Origin of the sequence: Pseudoxanthomonas sp. z9, assembly GCF_006542425.1 — a bacterium.
Taxonomy (GTDB): Bacteria; Pseudomonadota; Gammaproteobacteria; order Xanthomonadales; family Xanthomonadaceae; genus Pseudoxanthomonas_A.
Genome location: NZ_VFID01000007.1, coordinates 224171 through 236094, shown reverse-complemented (window position 1 = coordinate 236094; position 11924 = coordinate 224171). Strand labels below are relative to the sequence as shown.

General features: G+C 68.1%; 14 protein-coding genes and 1 other RNA gene. 3 read left to right on the top strand and 12 right to left on the bottom strand.

What is annotated here, in order from left to right; translation table 11 throughout:
• Positions 1–2 precede the first annotated feature (2 nt).
• The 3 genes from FG323_RS08125 to thiE form a co-directional block, all read right to left on the bottom strand.
• A complete protein-coding gene (locus FG323_RS08125; RefSeq protein ID WP_141454022.1) occupies positions 3–623 on the bottom strand; it encodes an HAD-IA family hydrolase in 621 nt (206 codons plus the stop codon).
• Positions 620–1912 (bottom strand): glutamate-1-semialdehyde 2,1-aminomutase, encoded by a 1293-nt coding sequence (hemL, locus tag FG323_RS08120; protein ID WP_141454021.1) that lies wholly within the window; start codon positions 1910–1912, stop codon positions 620–622. The genes FG323_RS08125 and hemL overlap by 4 nt, the downstream gene beginning before the upstream one ends.
• A gap of 108 nt (positions 1913–2020) precedes the next feature.
• Positions 2021–2662, bottom strand: coding sequence for a thiamine phosphate synthase (gene thiE, locus FG323_RS08115; protein WP_141454020.1), 642 nt, complete (start codon positions 2660–2662; stop codon positions 2021–2023).
• 65 nt (positions 2663–2727) lie between these two features.
• On the opposite strand from thiE, the gene FG323_RS08110 reads away from it, so the two are divergent.
• Entirely contained in the window at positions 2728–2919 is a 192-nt protein-coding gene (locus FG323_RS08110) for a rubredoxin (protein WP_141454019.1), read from the top strand.
• Positions 2920–3218: 299 nt separating this feature from the next.
• Here the strand turns inward: FG323_RS08110 and FG323_RS08105 are convergent, their stop codons facing one another.
• The 9 genes from FG323_RS08105 to FG323_RS08065 all read right to left on the bottom strand — a co-directional run bounded on the left by FG323_RS08105 (position 3219) and on the right by FG323_RS08065 (position 9819).
• Positions 3219–4067, bottom strand: a complete 849-nt coding sequence (locus tag FG323_RS08105) for a SirB1 family protein (RefSeq protein WP_141454018.1) — start codon at positions 4065–4067, stop codon at positions 3219–3221.
• A gap of 38 nt (positions 4068–4105) precedes the next feature.
• The gene (locus FG323_RS08100; RefSeq protein ID WP_141454017.1) at positions 4106–4567 is read right to left on the bottom strand and encodes a DUF192 domain-containing protein; all 462 of its coding nucleotides are present in this window, start codon (positions 4565–4567) and stop codon (positions 4106–4108) included.
• 32 nt (positions 4568–4599) lie between these two features.
• Complete coding sequence (rpiA, locus tag FG323_RS08095) at positions 4600–5262, bottom strand: ribose-5-phosphate isomerase RpiA (protein WP_141454016.1); 663 nt, start codon at positions 5260–5262, stop codon at positions 4600–4602.
• Positions 5259–5729, bottom strand: a complete 471-nt coding sequence (locus FG323_RS08090; RefSeq protein WP_141454015.1) for an EVE domain-containing protein — start codon at positions 5727–5729, stop codon at positions 5259–5261. Before FG323_RS08090 ends, rpiA begins: the two co-directional genes overlap by 4 nt.
• A complete protein-coding gene (locus FG323_RS08085; protein ID WP_141454014.1) occupies positions 5726–6328 on the bottom strand; it encodes a 5-formyltetrahydrofolate cyclo-ligase in 603 nt (200 codons plus the stop codon). The genes FG323_RS08090 and FG323_RS08085 overlap by 4 nt, the downstream gene beginning before the upstream one ends.
• A gap of 377 nt (positions 6329–6705) precedes the next feature.
• A non-coding RNA gene (ssrS, locus tag FG323_RS08080) (6S RNA) lies at positions 6706–6892 on the bottom strand.
• A gap of 90 nt (positions 6893–6982) precedes the next feature.
• Positions 6983–7282, bottom strand: coding sequence for a cell division protein ZapA (locus tag FG323_RS08075; RefSeq protein WP_141454013.1), 300 nt, complete (start codon positions 7280–7282; stop codon positions 6983–6985).
• Positions 7279–7500: a TIGR02449 family protein gene (locus tag FG323_RS08070; protein WP_141454012.1), complete on the bottom strand. Its 222-nt coding sequence runs from the start codon at positions 7498–7500 to the stop codon at positions 7279–7281. The genes FG323_RS08075 and FG323_RS08070 overlap by 4 nt, the downstream gene beginning before the upstream one ends.
• 60 nt (positions 7501–7560) lie before the next feature.
• Positions 7561–9819 carry a GGDEF domain-containing phosphodiesterase gene (locus tag FG323_RS08065; RefSeq protein ID WP_141454011.1) on the bottom strand — a complete coding sequence of 753 codons (2259 nt, stop codon included), beginning with the start codon at positions 9817–9819 and terminating at the stop codon, positions 7561–7563.
• 137 nt (positions 9820–9956) lie between these two features.
• On the opposite strand from FG323_RS08065, the gene FG323_RS08060 reads away from it, so the two are divergent.
• Positions 9957–10511 carry a UPF0149 family protein gene (locus tag FG323_RS08060; protein WP_141454010.1) on the top strand — a complete coding sequence of 185 codons (555 nt, stop codon included), beginning with the start codon at positions 9957–9959 and terminating at the stop codon, positions 10509–10511.
• Positions 10511–11833 (top strand): aminopeptidase P N-terminal domain-containing protein, encoded by a 1323-nt coding sequence (locus FG323_RS08055; RefSeq protein ID WP_141454009.1) that lies wholly within the window; start codon positions 10511–10513, stop codon positions 11831–11833. Before FG323_RS08060 ends, FG323_RS08055 begins: the two co-directional genes overlap by 1 nt.
• Positions 11834–11924: the final 91 nt, after the last annotated feature.

Sequence of the window (11924 nt, the reverse complement as noted above, 5' to 3'; positions counted from 1 at the left end):
TTTCAGGCCAACCGATAGCGCCTGAATACCTGCCGCAGGCTGGCGGCGTCGGTGACGGTTTCCGCGTGCAGGCCCACGCCGCGGGCGCCCTGGACGTTGGCGAACACGTCGTCGACGAACAGCGTGTGCGTAGGGTCCCAGCCCAGTTGCTCCAATGCCAGCGTGTAGGTGCGTGGCTCAGGCTTGCGCAGTTGCAGGGCGCCGCTGCAGATCACGCGGCCTTCCAGGCGCGGATGGATGGGCGCGACGATGCGCGGGATGGCGCGCGCCATCAGCAGGCCGTTGTTGGTGAGCACGCCCAGTTCCAGGCGGGCGTCGAGGGCCAGGATCTGGTTCAGCACCGCCGGGTCGGCGTGGCTGCCGGCCATCCGCGAGGCAATCCAGGTGTCTTCGTCGATCGCCCGGGCGATGCCTTCGCCCAGGCGCGACAGATACAGCTCGGTGCTGATCCGGCCACCGTCGTACTCGGTTTCCAGGCCGGAGGTGAACAGCACTTCGCGCACGCGTTCATGCGCCGCGCCGGCATGCGCGGCCAGGTGGGCGATGCGCCGCTCGTGATGGTAGTGCGCGAGCACGCCATCGAAATCGAACAGGATCCGTTCGATGCGCGGCGGCACCCTCATCCGGCGGCCACCACCTTGAACGCCTCGCGCGCGGCGGCCACGGTCTGCTCGATGATCGCGGCATCGTGCGCGCTGGACATGAAGCCCGCCTCGAACGCCGACGGCGCCAGGAACACGCCGCGCTCCAGCATCGCGTGGAAGAAGCGGTTGAACGCGCCGATGTCGCAGGCCACCGCCTGTGCGTAGGTGTCCACGTACTGGTCGGTGAAGAACATGCCGAACATCGCGCCGACGCGGGTGGTGGAGAACGGAACGCCGGCTTCGCGCGCGGCGGCTTCCAGCCCGTCGCACAGCGCATTCGTCGCGTCCGCCAGGCCGGCGTGGAAGCCGGGCGCCTGGATCAGTTCCAGCATCGCCAGGCCGGCGGCCATCGCCACCGGATTGCCGCTCAGCGTGCCGGCCTGGTAGATCGGGCCGGCCGGAGAGATCTGCGAAAGCAGTTCGCGGCGGCCGCCATAGGCACCCACCGGCATGCCGCCACCGATGATCTTGCCGAAGGTGGTCAGGTCGGGAGTGATGCCGTAGTGCGCCTGCGCACCGCCCAGGGCGACGCGGAAACCGGTCATCACCTCGTCGAAGATCAACAGCGCACCGTATTGCGTGCACAGCGCGCGCAAGTGCTGCAGGTAGCCCTCGCGCGGCGGCAGGCAGTTGGCGTTGCCGACCACCGGTTCGATGATCAGGCAGGCGATTTCCGTGCCGTACTGCTCGAACAGCGCGGTCGCGCCCTCGAAGTCGTTGTAGCTCAGGGTCAGGGTCAGCTCGCTCAGGCCCGCGGGCACGCCGGGCGAGGTCGGCACGCCCAGGGTCAGCATGCCGCTGCCGGCCTTGACCAGGAACGAGTCGCCGTGGCCGTGGTAGCAGCCCTCGAACTTGACGATACGGTTGCGGCCGGTGGCGCCGCGCGCCAGCCGGATCGCCGACAGCGTGGCTTCGGTGCCGGAGTTGACCATGCGCACCATCTCGCAGGAGGGCACCAGGCGGGTGATGGTCTCGGCCATGGTGACCTCGGCCGGGCACGGCGCGCCGAACGACAGGCCGTTCTGGATGGCGGCCTGGACCGCCTCGCGCACCGCCGGATGGTTATGGCCGACGATCATCGGGCCCCACGAACCCACGTAGTCGATGTAGCGGTTGCCATCGACGTCGTGCAGGAAGGCGCCGTCGGCGCGCTGCACGAAGAAGGGTTCGCCGCCGACCGACTTGAACGCGCGCACCGGCGAATTGACGCCGCCGGGAAGCAGTTGCTGGGCGCGGGAGAACAGGGCGTGGGACTGATCGTGGTTCATCTGGATTCCAAACAGGCAGGAGGGCGTCCGGTGGGAGCGGCCGGGGCCGCGAGGGAACGCCGGGAAAGCTTCATCGCGACGGGCGTCGCTCCCACAGCAGGCCGCCGCCTAGCGGGCGAGGCTTCGCCGGTAGGCGCGCACCGCCCCGACGGGATCGGCGGCTTCGAATACGCCGCCGATGACCGCCACCAGATCGGCTCCGGCGGCGACCAGGGCAGGCGTATTGTCCGGGGTTATGCCACCTATCGCCACCCGTGGTACGCCCAGGGCGGCGGCGTCGGCCAGCAGCGCGGGCGTGGCCCGGCGCGTGGTGGCCTTGCTGAGGGTCGGGAAGAACGCGCCGAACGCCACGTAGTTCGCGCCCGCGGCGACCGCGCGATGGGCGCGCTCCAGTTCGTCATAGCAGGACGCGCCGACGATGGCCGCTTCGCCCAGCAGCGCGCGCGCGGCGGCGATGTCGCCGTCGTCCTCGCCCAGATGCACGCCGGCCGCGTTCACCGCCCGCGCCAGCGCCGCGTCGTCGTTGATGATCAGCGGTACCCCGGTCTGAACGCACAGCGCCTGCAGCGCGCGCGCCTGCTCGCCGCGCAGCGCCGCGTCGGCGCCCTTGTGCCGGTATTGCAGCCAGGTGACGCCTTCGGCGAGCAGCGGTTCCACCCGCGCCAGCAGTCGTGCGGTGTCGGCCTCGTCGGGGGTGATCAGGTACAGGCCGCGCGGCGCGGGGCCGCTGGCGGGCCAGGGGGAATTCATCGGCGAAACTTCCGGTGTGGGAACGGGAGTGGGACAATGGACGGCCCACCCGCCCGCATTATCCGATGACCGACGCCACCGCCACCACCTACCGCACCTGGATGTGCGTGGTCTGCGGCTTCCTCTACGACGAGGCCGAGGGGTTGCCGGAAGAAGGCATCGCTCCCGGCACGCGCTGGGAGGATATTCCCGACACCTGGACCTGCCCGGATTGCGGCGTGACCAAGGATGACTTCGAGATGGTCGAGGTGCCGTAGGGCCGGGCTTGCCTGCCCGGGCGTGACGCCGGCAACGGGCGAGGTCGGGGACGTGTGTCAACGCCAGGGCAGCGGAGCAAGCTCCGCTCTACATGACGCGCAGAGGAAGATCCTGCTCCGGGAGCCCCCTTTGCAAAAGGGGGCGGGCGCCTGCGAAGCAGGTGACGGGGGATTTGCTCTTCGCACCAAAAGCGAATCCCCCTCAATCCCCCTTTTTCAGGTGCTTTTCAACAGCCGAATGGCTGGTCAAGGGGGAGAAAAGGCAAAAGCTTTGAATCCCCAATCCCCAATCCCCGCCCTCAATGCATCCTCGCCGGCGGCGCGGCATTCAGTTCCACCAGGCGCTCGCGCAGGTCGGCGGCGTCGGTGGCTTCGGGGGCCAGTTGCAGGTAGCGCGCCAGGTCCTGGCGAGCGCCGCCCAGGTGTTCCATCTTCAGATAGGCCATGCCGCGATCGCGCAGGGCCTCTGCCTGGTCCGGAATCAGCTTGAGCACGCGATCGGCGCTGCGCGCGGCGCGGTCCCATTCGTCGCGCTCGGCGTATACGCCATGCAGGTTGCGCAGCACGCGCACCAGGATGGCGCGGTGGCTGGCGGGATCCAGGATCCGCAGCAGGGCGTTGTCGTCGGGAATGTCGCCGCCCAGGTGCGGGCGCGCGCGTTCGCGCAGTTCGTCGGCGCCGAGCGGGCGGCCGCCGTTGAACGGATCCATCACCAGCAGGCCATCGTCCACCGGCAGGCGGACCAGGAAGTGACCGGGGAATGACACGCCGTCCAGCGGTACGCCGAGCCGGCGCGCGACTTCCATCTGCACCATCGCCAGCGAGATCGGGTTGCCCAGGCGGCGTTCGAACACCTGGTTGAGATAGCTGTTGCGCGGATCGTAATACTGCTCGTGATCACCGCTGTAGCCAAGCTCGTCGAACAGGTGGCGGTTGATCGCGGCCATCTTCAGCGGCCAGGCCGCGATGGCGTCGATTTCCGCGCGCAGGTGCGAAACATGGCCCTGTACCAGTGTGTCGCACGCGTCCGCATCGAGATCGGGGTACTCGTCGCGCGCGATCAGCAGCGCGGTTTCCAGCAGCGGCAGCGCCTCGTCGGCGCGGGTCGCCAGGCTGTTCCAATCCGGCAATGTCAGGCGATCCCCCATGCCGCCAGACTGGGGCCAATTTCCGCCGCGATCAAGCCCTAGCGGGCGGGCGTGATGTCCTTGCCCAGATGCAGTTCAGCCCCATCCTGCAGCTTCAGCCGCTCGGCTTCGCCCGCATTCAGCTCCAGCACGTAGCGCGCCGGCGCATTGCTCGGATAGGACGGGCAGGCGTCGCCGGCCGAACAGGGCGGGGTGTCGCGGCGCTGGGCGACCAGCTTGCGTTCGTCGTCGAAGTACAGGATGTCCAGCGGGATACGGGTGTTCTTCATCCAGTATGCCTGCGGTTCCTCGCGCTCGTGGATGAACAGCATGCCGGTACCGTCGGCCAGCACGTCGCGGAACATCAGCCCGCGCGCGCGCTCGGCGTCGTCGTCGGCGATTTCCACCTGGTAGCGCTGGCCGCCGATTTCCACCCAGCGGCCGTCGGCGCTGGCGCATCCGCTCAGCGCCAGCGACGCGCCGACGGAAAGCAGGCCGGTGACGAGAATACGGTTGAGCATGCGGCCTCCTGCGGCGCGGGTGGAAAAGGGGATTACAGCACCTGTGGCGGCTCGCCGCCGATGATCACCACGTCCGCCGGGCGGCGCGCGAACAGGCCGACGCTGACCACGCCCGGGATCTGGTTGAGTTCGCGTTCCAGGCCGACCGGATCGACGATCGACAGGTTGTGCACGTCCAGGATCCAGTTGCCGTTGTCGGTGGTCACGCCGTCGCGCCAGACCGGCTGGCCGCCGGTCATCGCCAGGATCTCGCGCGCCACCAGGCTGCGCGCCATCGGCACGACCTCGACCGGCAGCGGGAACTTGCCCAGCACCGGCACCTGCTTGATCGGATCGATGATGCAGACGAACTTGCGGCTGGCCTCGGCGATGATCTTCTCGCGGGTCAGCGCCGCGCCACCGCCCTTGATCAGGCGCTTGTGCGGATCGCACTCGTCGGCACCGTCCACGTACAGGGACAGGCTGCCGGTGGCGTTGAGATCCATGACTTCGATGCCATGCCGGCGCAGGCGTTCGGTGCTCTGCTCGGAACTGGACACCGCGCCGGCGATGCGATCCTTGATCCGCGCCAGCGCATCGATGAAGTAGGCCACGGTGGAACCGGTGCCGACGCCGACGATCATGCCGTCCTCGACGAAATCGATGGCCTTTTCGCCGGCCAGGCGCTTGTGTTCGTTCTGCGACACGATGGTCATTCCATGGAGAGAAGGTGTTTCCACTGCGCGGCGGTGACCGGCAGCACGGACAGGCGGTTGCCGCGGGCGATCAGCGCGAAGCCGTCGCCGAGGGCGTCGGCCTGCTGCTTGATCTCGTCCAGCGGGATGGTGCGCTTGAGCTTGCGCTCGAAGGCGACGTCGACCAGTACCCAGCGCGGTTCCTCGGGCTTGCTCTTGGGGTCGTAGTAGTCGCTCTTCCGGTCGAACTGGGTCGGATCCGGGTAGGCCGCGCTGGCCACCTTGGCGATGCCGACGATGCCCGGCACCGGGCAGTTGGAGTGATAGAACAGCACGCCGTCGCCGACCTGCATGCCGTCGCGCATGAAGTTGCGCGCCTGGTAGTTGCGCACGCCGTTCCACGGTTCCACGCCGACCTTCTTCAGATCGTCGATGGAGAACGCGTCCGGTTCGGACTTCATCAGCCAGTAGCGCTTGCGAGCGGTCATGCGGGCATTCCGTGGGGGCTGCGGGACGGGAACAGGGTCTGGCTTTCGGTGCAGATGGCATCCACCTGCACATCCCAGGCGGCGGGCGCCAATGCGTCGATGCGCTGGGTGGAAAAACCGACCCCGACCAGCCAGGGCGGCGCGGCCGAGCGCTGGCGGAAAGCGAAGCTGCGATCGTACCAGCCGCCTCCCATGCCCAGTCGGTGGCCTTCGCCATCGAAGCCCACCAAGGGCATCAGCACCAGCGCCATTTCGGTCGGATCCAAAGACGAGGCGGGTTCGACGTCGGGCTCGGGAATGCCGAAGCGGTTGGTGACCAGTGCATCGCCAGGACGCCAGGGCGCGAAGCCGAGGGTATTGTCCGCGCGCAACACCGGCAGGCAGTAGACCAGGCCCGGGGGCAGGCGCAACTGCCAGTTGTGCAGGCCGATTTCACCGTCCATGGCCCAGTAGCCGGCGGCGTAGCCGGACGCGGGCAGGAAGGGAAGCGCGCGCAGTCGCCCGGCCAGCGCATCGGCGGCGGCGATGCGTTGCGCGGCGGGAATCGCCCGGCGGCGCTGGCGCAGTTCGCGCCGGAGCGCGTCGCGATCGGAACTCATGAGAGCGGGCGGGACGAATCCATGGCCCGGAATTTTATGCCAAGCGGCCGGTTCCGGGTCGTTTGCCGGACGGGACCGTCATCCGGTGAGCGGCACAGCCCCTTCGCCGCGCGAGCGCGCGTGGGAAAAAGCCGGGGAAAGAACGGAGTGGGGCGCCGCCAGGACAGGGATCGCCAGGACCCGTAAACGCGCGGATGACGGATCGCATGGCAGGTGTGCCACGCGCGAAGGGGAGCACGGGAATGGCAGCAGCGCCGTCAGTCGCGGCCGCGGATGACGGTCCGGATACGACGGCTTCGTCGCGAAGCAATCCGGCAGAAGGTGGATGGCAAGACCGGCCGGGTCGCGACTGACGGCGCTGCTGCGCGGGAAAAAATACGTCCTCCGCCATGGCGATGCTCGCGAAACGACCTTGAACCCGGGGTTCAAGTGGGAAGGCTGGATATCCATCGGGCTTCCCGCTGCGAAGGCGGACCTGCACTCCCGGCTACCGTTGCCATCCCGTGGTCGTCATTAAGGGACAAGGCGAATGTTTGCGCGCGCTGTCGTTCACAGCAGAGGACGCGTCGCCAGTATAGCGGCCCGTCGGAAATTGCCTAGTCCGTTCGTCGGCACAAATTCAGTCGCGGTTCGCGACACCGCGCGATCATTGCACTAGCGCGGTGCGTCGAGCACTTCGTCCAGCCTGCGGTGCAGATCGTCGAGCGCGCGCGAGAATTCGCGATCGCGCGAATGGCGTTCGTCGCGCAGTTGCTGCAATTCGTGTGCCAGGTTCAGCGCGGCCAGGACCGCGACCCGATCCACCGCCGCCATCCGGTTGCTGCCGCGGACCTCGCGCATCTTGCTGTCCAGCAGCTTGGCGGCGGCCATCAGGCTGCTGCGCTCTTCCGGTTCCACGCCGACGGTGTACTCGCGATCGAGGATATGGATGCTGACCGGCTCGTTGGCGCTCACGTGTGCTGCTCCAGGGACTTCAGGCGGCTGATCATCGCTTCCACCCGCGAGCGGGCCTGTTCGTTCTTGGCCAGCAGCTGCGAACGTTCGCCGACCAGTTGTTCCTGCTGGTGGCGCAGGCTGCGGTTCTCATCGGCCAGTTGCTGGCAACGATCGGCCAGCGCCTGGATGCGCGCGGAGAGGCGTCGAATCTGTTCCAGCGGGTCGGCGTTGTCCATGGGCGGCACGATAGGGGCGGGGCCGGAGGCCGGTCAAGGGCGCCCGGCGGGCGCCCCCGTTCAGGAGACCGCGCGAATGCCCGAACCGGGGTAGTACTCCTGGATGAACTGCAGACACTGTTCCGGTTCCAGCGCCCGCGAGACCCAATGGCCCTGTACCTCGTCGCAGCCATGATCGCGCAGGAATTCGAACTGATCGTAGGTTTCCACGCCCTCGGCGATGACCTTCAGCGCCAGCGAGCGGCCCATGGTGATGATGGTGCTGGTGATGGCGGCGTCGTCGCCATCGTCGGGCAGGTCGCCGATGAATTCACGATCGATCTTCAGGGTGGTCAGCGGCAGCCGCTTCAGGTAGGCCAGCGAGGAATAGCCGGTGCCGAAGTCGTCGATGGCCAGGGAAATGCCGAGCCGCCGGCAGGCGCGCAGGGTGTCGGCATTCTGTTCCGGGTTGGCCATCACCACGCTCTCGGTGAGTTCCAGCTCCAGTCGATCGGCGGGAATGCCGGTTTCGGCCAGGATCCGCGCCAGCACCGCCGGCAGGTCGCCCCGCTGCAACTGCATCGCCGAGATGTTGACCGCCACGGTCAGTTCTTCCAGCCCGCGATCGTGCCAGCTGCGCATGATCCGGCAGGATTCGCGCAGCGCCCATGCGCCGATCTCCAGGATCAGGCCGGATTCCTCCGCCAGCGGGATGAACTGCGCCGGCGACACCATGCCGAACTCCGGGCTGTCCCAGCGCATCAGCGCTTCCACCGCTGTGATCCGCTGCGGGATGATCGCCAGCCGCGGCTGGAACACCAGCGACAGTTCGTTGCGCTCCAGCGCGCGCCGCAGCGCGCTGGCGAGGATGGCGCGATGGCGGGTCTTCTCGTCCATCGATTCCGAATACACCTGGTAGGTGTGCCGGCCCATGGCCTTGGCCTGGTACATCGCGGTGTCGGCGTGCTTGAGCAGTTCGGTCGGCACCTGCGCGTGCTGCGGGTACAGGCTGATGCCGATCGACGGCGACACCGACATCTCCAGGCGTTCGCCGAAGTTCAGCGGGGTGCGGAAGGCTTCGATGATCTGCTGTGCGATCCGCTCGGCGTCCTGCAGCGAGTCGATGTCCTCCAGCACCACGGTGAACTCGTCGCCGCTCAGGCGCGCGACCGTGTGCTGGGCGCCGACGGTCTGCTGCACCCGGGAGGCGGCCGCGCGCAGGATCCGATCGCCGGTGGCATGGCCGAGCGAGTCGTTGATGTCCTTGAACCGGTCCAGGTCGATGAACAGCACCGCCACGTGGCCCTGCTCCCGGCGCGCGCGGACGATCGCGCGCGACAGCCGCTCGGACAGCAGGGAGCGGTTCGGCAGGCTGGTCAGGGTGTCGTAATTGGCCAGGTAGCGCAGTTCCTGCTCGGCGCGCTTCTGTTCGGTGATGTCGGTCAGCACCTGCACGTACAACTGGCGTTCGCCGGACGCGTCGGGCACCACGTTGGTCTCGATCCGGCAGAGGATTTCCTCGCCGTCCTTGCGCACCTTCCACACTTCGCCCGACCAATGGCCGGTATGCAGCAACTCGGCGTTCATGCGCTCGAAGAACGCCTCGTCGTGCTGGTCGCTGTCGAGCATCCGCGCCGGCCGGTCGAGCACTTCGTCCTCGTTGTAGCCGGTGATGCGGGTGAAGGCGGGATTGATGGTGATGAAGTGGTGCGCCCAGTCCAGCACCGCCACCGCTTCGTTCATGCTGCGCATCACTTCGCCGGCGATGCGGTGTTCATACTCGGCATTGCGGCTGAGGGTGATGTCGCGGGCGGTGCCGGCGATGCGGATCGGGCGTCCTTCCGGATCACGCTCGACCACGCGTCCGCGCGCGCGTACCCAGATCCAGTTGCCGTTCTGGCCCATGTCCATGCGGTGTTCGGACATGAACAGCGGCGCCTTGCCCTGCAGGTGCAGGCGCAGCCGCTCCATCACCAGCGGCATGTCCTCGGGGTGGATCGGCGGCACCTCGCCGTGGCGGGTGAACACGGTGATGTCGGAGGAATGCAGGGCAGTCTCGTCCGCGCGCATCCGGTACAGCTTGCGCTGCACCAGGTCGTAGTCCCAGAAGTGCTCGCCCGAGGCCCATAGCGCCAGTTTCAGGCGTTCGTCGCGGGTGCGGGTGGACTCGGTGCGCAGGGGTTCCTGCGGCGCGCGCCGGGTATCCAGCCATGGTCGCCAGTAACGGCGGGTGGCGACCAGCGCGACCCCGGCCAGCACCAGCAGCGCCAGCGCCAGCAGCGGCAGGCGCGCCGACAGCGGCCAACTGGGATGCGTCACGGCGGCGAGTGCGCAGAGCATGAAGTCGCTGGGAGCCGTCCGGAGCCTGGAGATGGGCCAGTGTAGGGGCGGGTGAACAGGCACAACAAGCGGCCCGGGGCCAATTCATTGCTACACTTCGGGGTCTGTCCGACTCCGTTCGCGGATTGCGTTAGTCCATGTCCCACCAGCCGTCCGATCTCCCTTCCTACGCCGAAATCGGCGAAGCCTCGCGCCGGGAACACCTGGCCGCCGACCCCGCCGAACTCCACGGCGCGCTGTGTGGCTGGCTCGCCGGTGGCGGCGCGGACGTGGCCGACTGGCCGGCGCGTGCGCTGGCGGACCCGCAGTTGCCGACCCCGCAGCCGGAAAGCGCGCTGGATCGCCTGCGCACGGCCAGCGTGGCGCAACTGGAAGACCGCAGCTTTGCCTTCGAACTGCTGCTACCCGAGGGCGAGACCAGCACCGTGGATCGCGCCGACGCGCTGTTCGCGTGGTGCCGGGGCTTCCTGGGCAGTTTCGGCCTGGCCGCGGGTGCCCAGCCGCCGCTGTCGGAAGAGGGCGCCGAGGCGCTGCAGGACCTGGCGCGGCTGGCCCAGGCCAGCCCCGAGGGCGGCGACGATCAGGAAGACGAGGATGCGCTGTCCGAGATCGAGGAATACGTGCGCATCGCGGTGCTGCTGCTGCATGGCGATTGCGTGATGGGGCCGCGTCATCGCAAGCGGCTGAACTGATGAAGGCCGAGACCGGCCTGGCCGCCGCCGAGTTCGCCCGCCGCCGCAGGCAGCTGATGCGGATGGCCGGCAACGACGCCATCCTGGTGCTGCCGGCCGCGCCCGAGCGCGTGCGCAGCCACGACACCCATTACCCCTACCGGCAGGATTCGGATTTCTGGTACCTGTGCGGTTTTCCGGAACCGGAAGCGGTGCTGGTGCTGGTGCCCGGCCGCCGCCATGGCGAAACGCTGCTGTTCTGCCGCGAACGCGATCCCGAACGCGAGAGCTGGGACGGTCCGCGCGCGGGGCAGGAAGGCGCGGTCGACCATTACGGCATGGACGACGCCTATCCGATCGAGGATCTGGACGAAATCCTGCCCGGCCTGCTGGAAGGGCGCTCGCGGGTCTACTACCACTTCGGGCGCGACGCCGATTTCGATCTCAAGCTGATCGGCTGGGTCCGCCACGTGCGCGCGCAGGTGCGCCAGGGCGCGCAGCCGCCGCATGAATTCCTCGAACTCGGGCACCTGCTGCACGACCTGCGCCTGTTCAAGTCGAAGGAAGAGCTCAAGCTGATGCAGCGGGCCGCCGACATCAGCGTCGAGGCGCACCGCGCGGCGATGCGCGCGGTCCGACCCGGCATTCACGAGTACGAACTGCAGGCCGATGTGGAGCGGGTGTTCCGCGCCAATGACGCCTGGCCAGCCTACGGCAGCATCGTCGGTGCCGGTGCCAATGCCTGCGTGCTGCACTATCGCGCCAACAACGGCATCGCCCGGGACGGTGATCTGGTGCTGATCGATGCCGGCGCGGAATTCCGTGGTTATGCCAGTGACATCACCCGCACCTTCCCGGTCAACGGCCGCTTCAGCCCCGCGCAACGCGCGCTGCACGACCTGGTCGGGCAGGCCCAGCAGGCCGCACTGGCGCAGGCGCAGCCGGGATTGCCCTACGAAGCCGGCCACCTCGCCGCGGTCGAAATGCTGACCGAGGGCCTGTTGCGGCTGGGCCTGCTGAAGGGATCGCTGGAGCGCAACATCGCCGAAGGCCACTACCGCCGCTTCTACCGGCATAAAACCGGCCACTGGCTGGGTCTGGACGTGCACGATGTCGGCGACTACCGCATCGAAGGCGAATCGCGGCTGCTGGAACCGGGCATGGTCTTCACCATCGAGCCGGGTCTGTACGTATCGCCGGACGACACCAGCGTCGCCGAGAAATGGCGCGGCATCGGCATCCGCACGGAAGACGACGTGGTCATCACCGCCGATGGCCATCGCGTGCTGACCGATGGCCTGGCCCGCAGCGCCGGGGAAATCGAAGCGGCGATGGCCGGCTGAAACCCGTCCAGACCCCACCTGTGGCGTGGGAGCGACGTAAGTCGCGAATCCTTGCCCGGAGGCAGGAAAAGCACCGCGACTTACGTCGCTC

Coding starts and splice junctions, on each gene's coding strand:
- FG323_RS08125 (WP_141454022.1), bottom strand. CDS start 623: ATGAGGGTGCCGCCGCGCATCGAACGGATCCTGTTCGATTTCGATGGC.
- hemL (WP_141454021.1), bottom strand. CDS start 1,912: ATGAACCACGATCAGTCCCACGCCCTGTTCTCCCGCGCCCAGCAACTG.
- thiE (WP_141454020.1), bottom strand. CDS start 2,662: ATGAATTCCCCCTGGCCCGCCAGCGGCCCCGCGCCGCGCGGCCTGTAC.
- FG323_RS08110 (WP_141454019.1), top strand. CDS start 2,728: ATGACCGACGCCACCGCCACCACCTACCGCACCTGGATGTGCGTGGTC.
- FG323_RS08105 (WP_141454018.1), bottom strand. CDS start 4,067: ATGGGGGATCGCCTGACATTGCCGGATTGGAACAGCCTGGCGACCCGC.
- FG323_RS08100 (WP_141454017.1), bottom strand. CDS start 4,567: ATGCTCAACCGTATTCTCGTCACCGGCCTGCTTTCCGTCGGCGCGTCG.
- rpiA (WP_141454016.1), bottom strand. CDS start 5,262: ATGACCATCGTGTCGCAGAACGAACACAAGCGCCTGGCCGGCGAAAAG.
- FG323_RS08090 (WP_141454015.1), bottom strand. CDS start 5,729: ATGACCGCTCGCAAGCGCTACTGGCTGATGAAGTCCGAACCGGACGCG.
- FG323_RS08085 (WP_141454014.1), bottom strand. CDS start 6,328: ATGAGTTCCGATCGCGACGCGCTCCGGCGCGAACTGCGCCAGCGCCGC.
- FG323_RS08070 (WP_141454012.1), bottom strand. CDS start 7,500: ATGGACAACGCCGACCCGCTGGAACAGATTCGACGCCTCTCCGCGCGC.
- FG323_RS08065 (WP_141454011.1), bottom strand. CDS start 9,819: ATGCTCTGCGCACTCGCCGCCGTGACGCATCCCAGTTGGCCGCTGTCG.
- FG323_RS08060 (WP_141454010.1), top strand. CDS start 9,957: ATGTCCCACCAGCCGTCCGATCTCCCTTCCTACGCCGAAATCGGCGAA.
- FG323_RS08055 (WP_141454009.1), top strand. CDS start 10,511: ATGAAGGCCGAGACCGGCCTGGCCGCCGCCGAGTTCGCCCGCCGCCGC.